The sequence below is a fragment of the Pelomonas sp. BJYL3 genome, from assembly GCF_027257975.1.
GTDB lineage: Bacteria > Pseudomonadota > Gammaproteobacteria > Burkholderiales > Burkholderiaceae_C > Roseateles_B > Roseateles_B flavus.
In genome coordinates, this window is record NZ_JANZKX010000003.1 from 483425 (window position 1) to 498335 (window position 14911).

Here is a 14911-nt window from a genome sequence, read left to right on the forward strand (position 1 = left end):
CTGGCACGGAAGAGACCCATGGACGCCCCGACCCGACGCCCCCTCCCGCCCCAGCTCCAGGCCATGCAGCTGCGCTGGCAGGCCCTGCAGCCCCGCGAGCGCACCATGCTCCAGCTGGGCGGCATCGCCCTGGCGGCCCTGCTGCTGTGGCTGCTCGCCCTGCAGCCCGCCCTGCGCAGCTTGCGGGAGACCCCGCCGCGCCTGGCCCAGGCCGAGGAGCAGCTGCAGCAGATGCGCCGCCTGGCCCAGGAAAGCAAGACCCTGAAGGACCTGCCCCCCGTGCCGCCCGCGCAGGCCGAGCAGGCGCTGAAGGCGTCCACCGAACGCCTGGGCGGCAGTGCCCAGCTGCAGGTCAGCGGCGATCGCGCCACCCTGCAGCTGCGCAACATCAGTCCCGAGCAGCTGCAGAACTGGCTGGCCGAGGCCCGCAGCGCAGCCCGCGCCCGCACCATCGAAGCCCAGATGCAGCGCAGCCCCTCCGGCTACAACGGCGTGATCGTGCTGGCCCTGGACGGCGGAGCCGCTCCATGACCCGTCGCTCCACGCGCAAGCTCGCCAGTGCCGAGCCGCGGCTGCCGCGGCGCTGGGCCCTGGGCGGTGCGCTCGTGGGCGGCCTCGTCGGCCTGGTCCTGTGCGCACCGGCCCGATGGCTGGCCCAGGGCCTGGCGCAGTCCAGCGGCGAGCACCTCCTGCTGGCCGATGCCAGTGGCAGCGTCTGGAACGGTTCCGGCGTGCTGGTCCTGCAGGGCGGCCCCGGCAGCCGTGACGCAGCCAGTCTGCCGGGTCGCCTGTCCTGGTCCGTGGGCCTGGACGGCTGGCAACCGGTGCTGCGCCTGCGCCAGGACTGCTGCATCAACGACACCCTCTCGCTGCGCGTCCAGCCCGGCTGGGGCCGCCTGCGCCTAGATCTGCCGGCCCAGGACCAGTGGCTGGCGCGCGTGCCGGCGGCCTGGCTGGGCGGCCTGGGCACGCCCTGGAACACCCTGCAGCTCTCCGGCTCGCTGCGCCTGAGCGCGCGCCAGCTCAGCCTGCAGTACCAGGGCGGCCAATGGCAGCAGCAGGGCCAGCTGGATTTCGAACTCGTCAACATCGGCTCGCGGGTCTCCACGCTCGCCCCTCTGGGCAGCTACAAGCTGAGCCTGGTGGGCGATGCCCAGAAGCCGGGGCTGACCCGCATCGAGCTGCAGACCCTGGACGGTGCCCTGCAGCTGCAGGGCCAGGGTCGTGTCGGCGAAGGCCAGCGCCTGCAGTTCCAGGGCGAGGCTTCGGCAGCCACCGGCCGCGAGACGGCCCTCAACAATCTCCTGAACATCATCGGGCGGCGCCAAGGCGCGCGCTCCGTCATCACGATCGGATGAGCATGAACACGCGTCCCCGCCTCAGCGTCCTGACCCTGGCCCTGGCCGCCCTCGCCTCGCAGTCCACGCCCTCCCTGGCCCAGGCGCCCTCTCAGCCCGCTGCGGGCGCCCACAAGACCAAGAAGCCTGGCGCCGCGGTCAAGGCACAGACCCCGGTCACGCTCAACTTCGTCAATGCGGACATCGAGGCCGTGACCCGCGCCATCGGCGTGATGATGGACAAGCAGTTCGTCATCGACCCACGCGTCAAGGGCACGATCACGCTCTACAGCGAGCAGCCGCTGTCCGTGCACGAGGCCTATCTCAACTACCTGGCCGGCCTGCGCGGCCTGGGCTTCACGGTGGTGGAAAGCGGTGGCCTGCTGAAGGTGCTGCCCGAGGCCGATGCCAAGCTGCAGAGCAGCGCCGTCATCCTGGACAACGGCGCCCCGCGCGGCGACCAGATCCTGACCCAGGTCTACCGCCTCAACTACGAGCAGGCCAACAACCTGGTGCCCGTGCTGCGCCCGCTGATCAGCCCCAACAACACGGTGCAGGCCAATCCCGGCAACAACACGCTGGTGGTGACGGACTACGCCGACAACCTCCAGCGCATCGCCAAGATCATCGCGGCCATGGACACCCCGGCCTCGACGGACCTGGAGATCATCCCGCTGAAGCACAGCGTGGCCTCCGACATGGCCGCCCTGGTGGCCCGCCTGTCCGATGGCGGCGGCGCGGCAGCGGCGCCGAACCAGCCCGCCCTGTCCAGCGGCGGCAGCGCCAGCGTGGTGGCCGATCCGCGCAGCAACTCGCTGATCGTGCGCGCCCCCAATGCGGCCAAGCTGGCCTCCGTGCGCAGCATCGTCGCCAAGCTGGACGTGCCGGGCAGCGACAGCACCGGCAACATCCGCGTCGTCTACCTGAAGAACGCCGACGCCACCAAGCTGGCCACCGTGCTGCGCGCGGCCTTTGGTGCCGGCGGCAGCGCCTCCGCGGGCGGCAGCGATGGCGGCAAGCTGGGCGGCACGGGGCTGGGCAATTTCGGCAACAGCGGCAATGCCAACGCGCCGATGAACAGCAGCGGCCAGGGCGCGAGCAGCAACACCAGCAGCTCGGGTCTCTCCGCGGCGGCCACGCAACCCGTCTCGGCCTCGGCCAGCCCCTCCACCGGCGGCTTCGTGCAGGCGGACCCGGCCACCAATGCGCTGATCATCACGGCGCCGGATCCGCTGTACCGCCAGATCCGCAACGTCATCGACCAGCTCGACGGCCGCCGCGCGCAGGTCTATGTCGAGACCCTGATCGTCAAGGTCGACGCCTCCAAGACCGGGGCCTTCGGCGTGCAGTGGCAGAACCTCTTCGGCACCAAGGGCGACAACACCCTCCCCGGTCTGGGCACCAACTTCGGCACCGGCGCCGGCAACATCATCCAGGGTTCGGCCGCGCTCTATGGCGGCTCGGCCAGCCTGGCCTCTGCCGTCAAGGATGCGCCGGCCGGCCTCAACTTCGGCCTGCTGAAGAAGATCGGCGACAAGTACACCCTCGGCGCCATCGCCAACTTCCTCGAGACCGAGGCCGGCGCCAACGTGCTGTCCACGCCCAATCTGGTCGCGCTGGACAACGAGGAAGCCAAGATCGTCGTGGGCCGCAACGTGCCCTTCGTGACCGGCTCCTTCACGAACACCGGCAGCAGCTCCGGCACGGTCAATCCCTTCCAGACCTTTGACCGCAAGGACGTGGGCATCACCCTGCGCATCCGCAGCCAGATCGGCGAGGGCGGCACCGTGCGCATGACGGTCTACCAGGAGAACTCCTCCATCGACCCGACCACCAAGGCCGACACCAGCGGCCCGGCCACCGAGAAGAGCTCCATCGAGACCACGGTGGCGGTGGACAACGGCGAGATCATCGTGCTGGGCGGCCTGCTGAAGGACGAGTTCGCCGACAGCGAGGGCCGCGTGCCCGGCCTGGGCAGCATTCCCCTGATCGGCAACCTGTTCAAGAACACCGGCCGCAGCCGCGTGAAGACCAACCTCATGGTCTTCCTGCGCCCGGTGATCATGCGCGACCAGAAGTCGGCCGACGAGCTCACCCTGGATCGCTACGAGTTCATCCGCGGCCTGCAGCAGGCGGGCCAGCCCGAGTCCAAGTTCGCCCTGCCCAACACCGGCGCGCCGTTGCTGCCCGGTGCCGACGAGAAGAAGCCCGGCCTGCCCCTGGGCCCTAGCAAGAACTGACCCCATGGCCAGCCGTCATCCCCTGCCCTATGCCTTCGCCCGCAGCCACACGGTGCTGCTGGAAGACGACGGCCAGCAGCTGACCCTCTGGGCCGCGCCCGAGGTGAGCTTCGCGACCCTGTCCGAGGTGCAGCGCCTCTACCAGGTGGACCGCATGGAGTGCCAGCCCCAGGCCCTGCTGGCGGAGCGCATCAGCAATGCCTATGCCGGCGCCGAGAGCAGCGCAGCCACGGTGGTCGGCGAGGTCGAAAGCGCGGTGGACCTCTCGCGCATGATGCAGGACCTGCCCGCCGTGGAAGACCTGCTGGAGGCGGCCAACGACGCCCCCATCATCCGCATGCTCAACGCCCTGCTGACCCAGGCCGCGAAGGATGGCGCCAGCGACATCCACATCGAGCCCTACGAGCGCGCCAGCTCCGTGCGCTTCCGGGTGGACGGCACGCTGCGCGAGGTGGTGCAGCCCAACCGCGCCCTGCATGCCGCGCTGATCTCGCGCCTGAAGATCATGGCCGAGCTGGACATCGCCGAGAAGCGCCTGCCGCAGGACGGCCGCATCTCGCTGCGCATCGGCGGCCGTGCGGTGGACGTGCGGGTCTCGACCCTGCCCTCGGCCCATGGCGAACGCGCGGTGTTGCGGCTGCTGGACAAGTCGGAGTCCAAGTTCAGCCTCGAAGGCCTGGGCATGGACGGCGCGCTGCTGACCGAATTCAAGCGCCAGCTGCAGCAGCCGCATGGCATCGTGCTGGTCACGGGGCCCACGGGTTCGGGCAAGACCACCACGCTCTACGCGGGCCTGCAGACCCTGGACACCAGCACCACCAACGTGCTGACGGTCGAGGATCCGGTCGAGTACGAGCTGGCCGGCGTGGGGCAGACCCAGGTCAATGCCAAGATCGACCTCACCTTCGCCAAGGCCCTGCGTGCCATCCTGCGCCAGGATCCGGACGTGATCATGATCGGCGAAATCCGCGACTTCGAGACCGCGCAGATCGCCATCCAGGCCTCGCTCACGGGCCATCTGGTGCTGGCCACCCTGCACACCAACGATGCGCCCAGCGCCGTCACCCGCCTGATCGACATGGGCGTGGAGCCCTTCCTGCTGAGCTCCTCGCTGCTGGGCGTGCTGGCCCAGCGCCTGGTGCGCAAGCTGTGCCCGCATTGCAAGCGGCCGGAGCCCGCGGATGAGAACGGGGTGATCCGCTATCGCGCCGTTGGCTGCGCCGAATGCGGCCACAGCGGCTACAAGGGCCGCACGGGGGTCTACGAGCTGATGACGGCCACCGACCAGGTCCAGCACCTGATCCACAACCGTGCTGCCGAGAGCGAGCTGCTTGCGGCCGCCCAGGCCGCCGGCCTGCGCACCATGCGCGAGGACGGCGAGCGCCTGGTGGCGCTTGGCATCACCTCGCAAGAGGAAGTGCTGCGCGTCACGCGCGAGTGAGTGAGGCCGCATGCCTGCCTACAAGTACGAAGCCCTCAGCGAGGATGGCCGCAGCAGCAAGGGCCTGATCGAGGCCGACAACCCGCGCGCCGCGCGCGCCGCCCTGCGTGCGCAGAAGCTGGTGCCCGTGTCCGTGGAGGCCGTGGCCCAGCAGAGCGCCGAGGCCAAGCCCTCGCTGTTCGCGCGCCGCGTCTTCAACCAGACCACGCTGACGGTCTGGACGCGCCAGCTGGCCGGCCTGGTGGCAGCGGGCCTGCCCATCGAGCGGGCCCTGACCTCCCTGACCGAGGAATGCGAGGACGAGCGCCAGCGCGAGCTCGTGGCCCAGCTGCGCGCCGAGGTCAATGCCGGTGCCGCCTTCGCCCGCGCCCTGGCCACCGCGCCGCGCGAGTTCGATCCCGTCTACCGCGCTGTGGTGGCCGCCGGCGAGCAGAGCGGCGCGCTGGGCCGCGTGCTGGAGAAGCTGGCCGATGACCTCGAGGACCGCCAGGCGCTGCGCGCCAAGGTCGTGGGGGCGATGGCCTATCCGCTGGTGGTCTGCGTGATCGCCGTGCTGATCGTGACCTTCCTGCTGACCAATGTGGTGCCCAAGGTCGCGGCCGTCTTCGTCAGCGGCAAGCAGGCCCTGCCGCCGCTGACCGTGTTCGTGCTCGCGCTCTCCGATCTGGTGCGGCACTGGGGCTGGCTCGTGGCCCTGCTGCTGACGGGCGGCCTGCTGGCGCTGCGCCAGGCCCTGCAGCGGCCGGCCTTCCGGGTCCGCTTCGATGCCCATCTCCTGCGTCTGCCCCTGCTGGGCCGCCTGGCCCGGGGCTACAACGCCGCGCGCTTCGCAGGCACGCTGGCCATGCTGGCCGGCAGCGGCGTGCCCATCCTGAAGGCCCTGCAGGCCGCCGCCGAGACGCTCTCCAATGCCGCCATGCGCGAGGACGCCATGGACGCCCTCGTGCTCGTGCGCGAAGGCGCGCCCCTGGGCCCGGCCCTGGCCGGCAAGAAGCGCTTCCCCGGCCTCCTGGCCATGTTCGCCCGGCTGGGTGAGCAGACCGGCCAGCTGCCCGAGATGCTGCAGCGCGCCGCCACCCAGCTCAGCGCCGAGGTCCAGCGCCGGGCCATGGCCATGGCCACCCTGCTGGAGCCGCTGCTGATCGTGGCCATGGGCGGCGTGGTGATGCTGATCGTGCTGGCGGTGCTGCAGCCCATCATCCAGATGAACGCCATGGTGCACTGACACCACGCCTGGCGAACGCGGGCGCGGCGCGGCCGTGAGGTATTGAACACAGCCCGGCAAATCCGGGCTTTCTCCAGTGCACGGCGGCGGGTGCTTTTTGCTTGAATGAACTCAGCCAGCCCGCATGGAGTTCATCATGAGCAGCCACGCCATCGCCTGCATGCCGCCGCGCATCCCCATTGCGCAGATGCGGCGGGTGTTCGAGGTCCAGGACGTCGAGCGCAAGCTCGCCAAGCTTGCGCCGCAGGAGCACGAGCCCCTGCGCAACACCTACCAGCGCATGCTGGAAAAGGGACCGGACCGATTCCAGGTCAAGCCCTCCGGCCTGCTGAGCCTGGACCGGCTCTACGACGAGCTGCCCAACTTCCACGAGGTGCTGGACGACATCCGCCGCCAGATCGCCCTGTGCGCCGACAGCGGTGACGCGCTGGAGATCACGCCCCTGCTGCTGCTGGGGCCGCCCGGCGTCGGCAAGACGCATTTCGCGCGCCAGCTGGCGCAGCTGCTGAACACGGGCATGGGCTTCGTCTCCATGAGCTCGCTCACGGCAGGCTGGGTGCTGTCGGGCGCATCGAGCCAATGGAAGGGCGCACGGCCCGGCAAGGTCTTCGAGGCCCTCGTCGACGGCGACTACGCCAATCCGGTGATGGTGATCGACGAGATCGACAAGGCCGGCGGCGAGGCCACCTACGACCCGCTGGGCTCGCTCTACAGCCTGCTGGAGCACGACACCGCGGGCAGCTTCGTCGACGAGTTCGCCGAGGTGGCCGTGGACGCCAGCCAGGTGATCTGGGTGGCCACGGCCAACGAGGCGCGCAGCATTCCCGAGCCCATCCTCAATCGCGTCAATGTGTACGAGGTCCAGGCCCCCGACTTCGAGGCCGCACGGCGCATTGCGCGCCGCCTCTACGAAGGCATCCGCGGCCAGCACGACTGGGGCAAGCGCTTTGACGAGGCGCCCAGCGACCCCGTGCTGGACCGCATGGCCGAGGTCGCCCCGCGCGAGATGCGCCGCGCCTGGATGACGGCCTTCGGCAATGCCAAGCTCGCCGGTCGCGGCACCGTGATCTGCGAGGACCTGCCGGCCAGCGCCGCGAAGCGCCAGCCGATCGGCTTCATGCACTGAGGGGTGCCCGGGGCAGGCTTGGCTGGCTATCATCGCCGCCATGCCTGCCTCCCTGGACGACAAGCTCGTCATCGCCATCTCCTCCCGTGCGCTCTTTGATTTCGAGGAGGAGAACGAAGTCTTCGAGGCCGGGGACGACCGCGCCTACATGGCCCTGCAGCAGCAGCGCCTGGACCTGCCGGCAACACCCGGCGTGGCCTACTCGCTGGTGCGCAAGCTGCTGGGCTTCAACACGCCGCAGCAGCAGCGCGTGGAGGTGGTGGTGCTGTCGCGCAACGACCCGATCTCCGGCATGCGCGTGTTCCGCTCGGCGCGCCAGCTGGGCCTGCCCATCCTGCGCGGCGTCTTCACCCGCGGGCAGTCGCCCTGGCGCTATCTGCGACCGCTGAACGCCCAGCTCTTTCTCTCGGCCAACGAGGACGACGTGCGCCAGGCCCTGGCGGCCGGCGTGGCCGCGGCCCGGGTCTTCCCGCAGTCGGCACGCGCCTCGGCGGATCACCCCCAGGAGCTGCGCATCGCCTTCGACGGCGACGCCGTGCTCTTCTCCGACGAAGCCGAGCTGATCTACCAGCGCCAGGGGCTCGACGCCTTCCAGGCCCACGAGCAGCAGCACGTGATGCGCCCGCTGCCCGACGGCCCCTTCAAGCCCGTGCTGCGGGCCCTGCACGAACTGCAGCGGCATCCGCAGACCGACATGCGCATCCGCACCGCCCTGGTGACGGCCCGCAGCGCGCCGGCCCACGAGCGCGCCATTCGCACGCTCATGGACTGGGCCATCGAGGTCGACGAAGCCATGTTCCTGGGCGGCCTGCCCAAGGGCGCCTTCCTGCGGGAGTTCGAGCCGGACTTCTTCTTCGACGACCAGGTCGGCCATGTGCAGGGCGCAGCGCCTCATGTCCCCTCCGGACATGTCAGCGGCGGTGTGACGAACTGCTAAGGCCTCGAGCTGCGACACAATCCGGCGCGCTGCGGGCGCCCCGGTGTTGGAAGGTGCGTCCGGGCGCCCCGGCCCCACCGGCCCCACCGAGGAGACCCAATGACAACAACATCCCGCTTCCGCCCCGCGCCGCTGACCCTGGCCTGCACCCTGCTCGCCCTGGGCCTGGCCACGGGTGCACAGGCCGGCCAGAACGGCTTCTACCGCCAGCCCGCATTGCAGGGCAGCACCGTCTACTTCGTCGGCGAGGGCGACCTCTGGCGCGTCCCCGTCCAGGGCGGCGAAGCCCAGCGCATCACCTCCCACGCCGGGCAGGAGACCCAGCCCGCCGTTTCGCCTGACGGCCAGTGGCTGGCCTTCACCGCCCAGTACGACAGCGGCACCGAGATCTACGTGATGCCCGCCAATGGCGGCGTCCCCAAGCGCCTGACCTGGGAAGGCGGCGGCATGCGTGTCTGGGGCTTCAGCGCCAGCGGCGAGGTGATCTACACCGGCCTGGACAGCCGCCCGGGCACCCAGCTCTTCGCCGTCGACCCCAGGACCCTGCAGCGCCGCACCCTGCCCGTGGGCCAGGCCGCGGATGGCGCGCTCAGCGCCGACGGCAAGACCCTCTACTTCACCCGCGGCGGCCTGCGCGGCGACAACGCCCGCCAGTACCGCGGCGGCGGCCTGGCCCGGCTGTGGGCTCTGGACCTCTCCAGCGAGGCCGAGGCCCGCCCCTTCGTCGCCGAGGGCAGCAACGACCGTCGCCCCATGCCCTACCGCGTGGGCGGCGAGGATCGCGTGGCCTTCCTCTCCGACCGCGACGGGACCTACAACCTCTGGTCCGTCAACGCCCGCGGCGGCGACCTGCGCCAGCACACTCAGCACAAGGGCTGGGACATCCGCCATGCCTCGCTCGACGGCAGCCGCGTGGTCTACGCCCTGGGCGCGGACCTCTACCTGACCGACCTCGCCCAGGGCGGCGCCCCCCGCAAGCTGGACATCGCCCTGGGTGGTGACTTCGACCAGCAACGCGCCCGCTGGATCAAGCGCCCCCAGGACTTCCTGACCGAGACCGCCTTCGCCCCCAATGGCGAGCGCGTGCTGCTGGCCTCGCGCGGCCACCTGGCCACCCAGGGCGTGGGCCCGCTGCGCCGCGCCGAGCTGCCGGCGCAGGCCGACGGCGCCTGCAAGAAGGGCGAGTTCAGCAGCGACAGCAAGAGCGTCTTCGCCATCTGCGACTTCAGCGACGAGCAGGAGATCTGGCGCTTCCCCGCCAACGGCCTGGGCAAGCCCCAGCAGATCACCCATGACGCCAGCACCCAGCGCACCGGCCTCGTGCCCTCGCCGGACGGCCGCTACATCGCCCACACCGACAAGGAAGGCCGGATCTACCTGACCGACCTCAAGGCACAGCCCCAGCCCACGACGCAGCTGATCGCCCAGGACAAGCTGGAGGGCAGCCCCGGCGACCTCACCTGGAGCAGCGACAGCAAGGCCCTGGCCTTCGTGATGCCCCTGCGCAATCCGGACCGCAACCAGCTGATGCTCTACACGCTGGCGGACGGCAAGACGCACCGTCTCACCAGCGACCGCTACGACAGCCATTCGCCCGCCTTCAGCCCGGACGGCAAGTGGCTCTACTTCGCCTCGGACCGCAACTTCCAGGCCACCGGCAACGGCAGCCCCTGGGGCGACCGCAACATGGGCCCCTTCTTCGACAAGCGCGGCAAGCTCTACGCCCTGGCCCTGCAGCCGGGCCTGCGCTCGCCCTTCGCGCCCAAGGACGAGCTGGAGGTCGAGCCCAAGGCAGACGCCAAGCCGGAGGCAAAACCTGACCCCAAGACCGATGCGAAGGCCGATGCAAAGACTGACGCAAAGGCAGACGCAAAACCTGACGCAAAGGCCGACAGCAAAGCCAAGCCCGCCCTCGTCATCGAAGGCCTGGCCCAGCGCCTGTACGAGCTGCCCGTCCCGGCCGGCAACTACCGCGCCCTGCGCACCGACGGCAAGCGCCTGTGGTTCCTGGACCAGGACCTGGAGCGCAAGACCAGCCTCAAGAGCATCGCCATCGACAACCAGGGCACGCCCGCCGAGGTGCTGTCCGGCGACGTGCGCGGCTACGAGCTCAGCGCCGACGGCAAGAAGCTGATGCTGTTCCGGGGCGCCGGCCCGGCAGCGCCCGAGGTGCTGATCGTCGAGACAGCGCCCAAGCTGCCCTCGGAGCTGGCCAAGTTCCAGGTGCGCTGGAGCGACTGGCAGATCGCCACCCAGCCGCGCGCCGAATGGAAGCAGATGTTCAACGACGCCTGGCGCATGCACCGCGACCACTTCTACGACAAGGCCATGCACGGCGTGGACTGGAAGGCCGTGCGTGCCAAGTACGAGCCCCTGCTGGACCGCCTGACCGACCGCTACGAGCTGGCCGAGCTGATGGCTCAGATGGTGAGCGAGGTCAGCGCCCTGCACAGCCAGGTCAATCCGGGCGACGCCCGCCAGGGTCCCGAGGAGCCAGGCCTGGCCGGCCTGGGCGCGCGCCTGACCAAGGTGGCCGAGGGCTGGCGCATCGAGCACCTCTACGAAGCCGATCCCGAACTGCCCGGCGAGGCCGGCCCTCTGGCCGCTCCGGGCCTGGGCCTCAAGGCCGGTGACGTGATCACGGCCATCAACGGCCGCAAGGCCACCGAGGCGCCGCACGTCTTCGAGCTGCTGCGCGGCCAGGCCGGCAAGCAGGTGCTGCTGGAGGTGAAGACGGCCGAGGGCAAGTCGGTGCAGAAGATCGTCGTTCCCGTGGCAGCACGGCGCGACAACGAGCTGCGCTACAACGACTGGCGCGTGAGCCGCGCCAAGGCCGTGGAGAAGGCGGGCGAGGGCCGCATCGGCTATGTGCACCTGCGTGCCATGGGCCCCAACGACATCGCCGACTTCGCCCGCGAGTTCTACGCCGCCAGCGACCGCGAGGGCCTGATCATCGACGTCCGCTACAACAACGGCGGCAACATCGACAGCTGGATTCTGGAGAAGCTGCTGCGCCGTGCCTGGGCCTTCTGGCAGCGCCGTTCGCCTGAGGGCTCCAAGCCCTATCCGAACATGCAGCACGTCTTCCGCGGCCATGCCGTGGTGCTGATGAACGAGGACACCTACTCCGACGGCGAGACCTTCTCCGAGGGCTTCAAGCGGCTGGGGCTGGGCCCCGTGATCGGCAAGACCAGCTCGGGCGCGGGCGTGTGGCTGTCCGACCGCAACCGTCTGCTGGACAACGGCATCATGCGCGCCGCCGAGACCGGGCAGATGGACATCAACGGCAAGTTCCTGATCGAAGGCAAGGGCGTGACGCCCGACATCGAAGTGGACAACCCGCCGCGCGCCACGGCCCAGGGCCAGGACGCGCAGCTGGACCGCGCCATTGCCGAGCTGAAGAAGCGCATGGCCGAGCAGCCGGTGGTGCAGCCCAAGCCGGGTCCCTACCCGCGCCCCGTGAGGCCTTGACCCCCCGGTACCGGCTTCGCCGGCCTTGCTGGCCGCGCCAGGCCGGCAGCCTGGCCCTTCGGCAGGCACAAACGCCATGGCGTTTGTGTCCGGCCGCAGCCCCCTCAGGGGGCGAGCCCGAGGGCCCGGCCAAGCCGGATCCCCGGGCTCCGCGCGATAGAGGGAGGCCTGCAAGGGCTGATGCGAACGCCACCTTGGTAACGAGGGGACCGCAAAGCAAAACGGGAGGCTCGCCGGCCTCCCGTTTTTCATGGTGCGCTCGATCTCAGGCGATCGTGACCTTGGCGAACTTGCGCTTGCCCACCTGCACGACCACGGTGCCGGCCTCCAGCTTCAGGGCCTTGTCGCTGATCACGGTGCCGTCGATGCGCACGCCGTTCTGCTCGATCATGCGCATGCCTTCGCTGTTGGAGGCCACGAGGCCGGCGGACTTCAGCACGGCTGCGATCCCCAGCGGCGCGCCGGAGAGGCTCACCTCGGGGATGTCATCGGGAATGCCGCCCTTGGCGCGGTTGTTGAAGTCCGCCTCGGCGCTCTCGGCGGCGGCGGCGCTGTGGAAGCGGGCCGTGATCTCCTTGGCCAGCATGACCTTGGCGTCCTTCGGGTTGCGGCCGCCCTCGATCTCCTTCTTCAGCGCGGCGATCTCGTCCAGGCTCTTGAAGGACAGCAGGTTGAACCACTTCCACATCAGCTCGTCGCTGATGGACAGGATCTTGGCGAACATGGAGTTGGCCGGCTCGGTGATGCCCACGTAGTTGTTCTTGGACTTGGACATCTTGTCCACGCCATCCAGGCCCTCCAGCAGCGGCATGGTCAGGATGCACTGGGGCTCCTGGCCGTACTCGGCCTGCAGGTGGCGGCCCATCAGCAGGTTGAACTTCTGGTCGGTGCCGCCCAGCTCCAGGTCGGACTTCAGCGCGACGGAGTCGTAGCCCTGCATCAGCGGGTAGAGGAACTCGTGCACCGAGATGGGCGTCTGGCTGGCGAAGCGCTTGGCGAAATCGTCGCGCTCCATCATGCGGGCCACGGTGTACTTGGCGGCCAGCTGGATCATGCCGCTGGCGCCCAGGGGCTCGCTCCATTCGCTGTTGTAGCGGATCTCGGTACGGGCCGGGTCCAGCACCAGGCTGGCCTGCTTGTAGTAGGTCTCGGCATTGGCCTGGATCTGCTCCTTCGTCAGCGGCGGGCGCGTGCTGTTGCGGCCCGAGGGGTCGCCGATCATGGAGGTGAAGTCGCCGATCAGGAAGATCACCTGATGACCCAGGTCCTGCAGCTGGCGCATCTTGTTGAGCACCACGGTGTGGCCGATGTGGATGTCCGGCGCCGTGGGGTCCAGGCCCAGCTTGATGCGCAGCGGCGTGCCGGTGGCCTCGGAACGGGCCAGCTTCTGCACCCAGTCGGCCTGCGGCAGCAGCTCTTCGCAGCCGCGCAGGCTGATGCGCAGGGCTTCCTGCACGCGCTCGGTGACGGGGTAGGCCGGCTTGGCGGGGGTGTCGGTTCGCGATTCGGACATGAAGAGCTCTCGTGAGGGCGATGCGCAGCGGAAATCGGCCGGATGACGGGTTTCCCAGCCCTTGATCTAGGGGGTCCCTGGGTATACTCGGCGCCAGTTTTGGCCTCAGCGGCCATCTTTGGACGGCCGCAAAAGTGCTGGATTCTAGTGGACGGTCCCCCGCGGACCGCGTCGCTTCCAGGCTACCCGCGCAGGTGCGGTCCAGAACAAGCACAGAGAAGACCGGGACCCGCAAGCGTGACTGACTGGACCAAGGAACTGAACAAGGTGTTGGGGCATGCCGAAGCCTTCGCGGCTCGCCATCCGCGTGCCTTGACGGGCAGCCTGGTAGGCCTGCTCAGCGGATTCGCCGTGACCGCCTTCGGCGTGGCACCGCTGGCGCCCGACGCCCAGGACCTGCCCCAGACCACCATCGCCGAGGCCGTGCAGACGCATGACCTCGCCGCCCAGCTCGCCGACCTGGCCGAGCACGAGGTGGCCCTGAGCCGCAACGACCTCACCCGCGCCAGCGACACCGCCGACAGCCTGCTCAAGCGCATGGGCGCCTTCGACCCGGAGTTCGCGGCCTTCCTGCGCAGTGACGCCACGGCCCGCCGCGTGCTCCAGGGCCGCGCCGGCAAGCTGGTGCAGATCAATGCCCGCCCCTCGGGCCGGGTCGAGTCCCTCATCGCCCGCTTCCCCGCCGAAAAGCCGGAGCAGCAGGCCACGCATTTCACCCGCCTGCGCATCGAGCGCGACGCCAAGGGTCTGCGCAGCGTGCTGGAGACCGCCCCGCTGCAGTCCCAGGTGCGCCTGGCCAGCGGCACCATCCGCAGCTCCCTGTGGGCCGCGACGGACGATGCCCGCATCCCCGACGCCATCGCGTCCCAGATCGCCGAGATGTTCTCGGGCGACATCGACTTCCACCGCGAACTGCGCAAGGGCGACCGCTTCTCGGTCGTCTACGAAGGCCTGACTGCCGACGGCGAGCCCATCACCTGGGACGGCGGCGCCGGCAAGGTGCTGGCGGGCGAGTTCGTCAACAACGGCCGCAGCTACAGCGCCGTGTGGTTCCGTGACAGCGTCACCGGCAAGGGCAACTTCTACACCATGGACGGGCAGAGCAAGCGCCGCGCCTTCCTGGCCAGCCCCCTGCCCTTCTCGCGCGTGACCTCCGGCTTCTCGATGCGCATGCATCCCATCCTGCAGACCTGGCGCGCCCACCTGGGCGTGGACTACGGCGCCCCCACCGGCACCGCCGTGCAGGCCGTGGGTGACGGCGTGGTGGAGTCCGCCGGCTGGCAGAACGGCTTCGGCAACGTGATCCATGTGCGGCACGCCAATGACCGCGTCACGGTCTACGCCCACCTGAGCCGCATTGACGTCAAGAAGGGCCAGCGCGTCGAGCAGGGCCAGAAGATCGGCGCCGTGGGCGCTACCGGCTGGGCCACCGGCCCGCACCTGCATTTCGAATTCCGCGTGAAGGGCCAGCACCAGGACCCGCGCGCCATCGCCCGCGCCTCCGAGTCCCTGACCCTGCCGGGCTACGCAAAGGGCCTGTTCCAGCAGACGGCCCTGGCCGCCCGCACCCAGATCGACGTGGCCCGCTCCCTGGGCCAGGGCGTCAGCGACGCCGACTGAT

Annotated in this window: 10 protein-coding genes; 9 read left to right on the plus strand and 1 reads right to left on the minus strand. The window is 69.9% G+C overall.

What is annotated here, in order from left to right; translation table 11 throughout:
- The first annotated feature begins 18 nt into the window (after positions 1-18).
- From gspM to O9Y01_RS11925, 8 genes are all read left to right on the plus strand, one after another.
- Positions 19-531 (plus strand): type II secretion system protein GspM, encoded by a 513-nt coding sequence (gspM, locus tag O9Y01_RS11890; protein WP_269631795.1) that lies wholly within the window; start codon positions 19-21, stop codon positions 529-531.
- Complete coding sequence (gene gspN / locus O9Y01_RS11895; protein ID WP_269631796.1) at positions 528-1358, plus strand: type II secretion system protein N; 831 nt, start codon at positions 528-530, stop codon at positions 1356-1358. The genes gspM and gspN overlap by 4 nt, the downstream gene beginning before the upstream one ends.
- 2 nt (positions 1359-1360) lie before the next feature.
- Positions 1361-3577 (plus strand): type II secretion system secretin GspD, encoded by a 2217-nt coding sequence (gspD, locus tag O9Y01_RS11900; protein WP_269631797.1) that lies wholly within the window; start codon positions 1361-1363, stop codon positions 3575-3577.
- 4 nt (positions 3578-3581) lie between these two features.
- On the plus strand, positions 3582-5018 hold the full coding sequence (gene gspE / locus O9Y01_RS11905; protein ID WP_269631798.1) for a type II secretion system ATPase GspE: 1437 nt from the start codon (positions 3582-3584) through the stop codon (positions 5016-5018).
- A gap of 10 nt (positions 5019-5028) precedes the next feature.
- Entirely contained in the window at positions 5029-6243 is a 1215-nt protein-coding gene (gspF, locus tag O9Y01_RS11910) for a type II secretion system inner membrane protein GspF (protein WP_269631799.1), read from the plus strand.
- 136 nt (positions 6244-6379) lie between these two features.
- Positions 6380-7369: an AAA family ATPase gene (locus tag O9Y01_RS11915; protein ID WP_269631800.1), complete on the plus strand. Its 990-nt coding sequence runs from the start codon at positions 6380-6382 to the stop codon at positions 7367-7369.
- A gap of 40 nt (positions 7370-7409) precedes the next feature.
- A complete protein-coding gene (locus O9Y01_RS11920; RefSeq protein ID WP_269631801.1) occupies positions 7410-8306 on the plus strand; it encodes a 5'-nucleotidase in 897 nt (298 codons plus the stop codon).
- Positions 8307-8405: 99 nt separating this feature from the next.
- Positions 8406-11777 (plus strand): S41 family peptidase, encoded by a 3372-nt coding sequence (locus O9Y01_RS11925; RefSeq protein WP_269631802.1) that lies wholly within the window; start codon positions 8406-8408, stop codon positions 11775-11777.
- Positions 11778-12042: 265 nt separating this feature from the next.
- On the opposite strand, the gene tyrS is transcribed toward O9Y01_RS11925, so the two are convergent.
- A complete protein-coding gene (tyrS, locus tag O9Y01_RS11930) occupies positions 12043-13290 on the minus strand; it encodes a tyrosine--tRNA ligase (protein WP_269631803.1) in 1248 nt (415 codons plus the stop codon).
- 237 nt (positions 13291-13527) lie between these two features.
- Here tyrS and O9Y01_RS11935 point away from each other — a divergent pair, with 237 nt between their 5' ends.
- Positions 13528-14910, plus strand: a complete 1383-nt coding sequence (locus tag O9Y01_RS11935; RefSeq protein ID WP_269631804.1) for a M23 family metallopeptidase — start codon at positions 13528-13530, stop codon at positions 14908-14910.
- Position 14911 lies beyond the last annotated feature (1 nt).

Bases quoted from the DNA above. Each gene is read 5' to 3' on its own strand.
- gspM (WP_269631795.1), top strand. From the start codon at position 19: ATGGACGCCCCGACCCGACGCCCCCTCCCGCCCCAGCTCCAGGCCATG.
- gspN (WP_269631796.1), top strand. From the start codon at position 528: ATGACCCGTCGCTCCACGCGCAAGCTCGCCAGTGCCGAGCCGCGGCTG.
- gspD (WP_269631797.1), top strand. From the start codon at position 1,361: ATGAACACGCGTCCCCGCCTCAGCGTCCTGACCCTGGCCCTGGCCGCC.
- gspE (WP_269631798.1), top strand. From the start codon at position 3,582: ATGGCCAGCCGTCATCCCCTGCCCTATGCCTTCGCCCGCAGCCACACG.
- gspF (WP_269631799.1), top strand. From the start codon at position 5,029: ATGCCTGCCTACAAGTACGAAGCCCTCAGCGAGGATGGCCGCAGCAGC.
- O9Y01_RS11915 (WP_269631800.1), top strand. From the start codon at position 6,380: ATGAGCAGCCACGCCATCGCCTGCATGCCGCCGCGCATCCCCATTGCG.
- O9Y01_RS11920 (WP_269631801.1), top strand. From the start codon at position 7,410: ATGCCTGCCTCCCTGGACGACAAGCTCGTCATCGCCATCTCCTCCCGT.
- O9Y01_RS11925 (WP_269631802.1), top strand. From the start codon at position 8,406: ATGACAACAACATCCCGCTTCCGCCCCGCGCCGCTGACCCTGGCCTGC.
- tyrS (WP_269631803.1), bottom strand. From the start codon at position 13,290: ATGTCCGAATCGCGAACCGACACCCCCGCCAAGCCGGCCTACCCCGTC.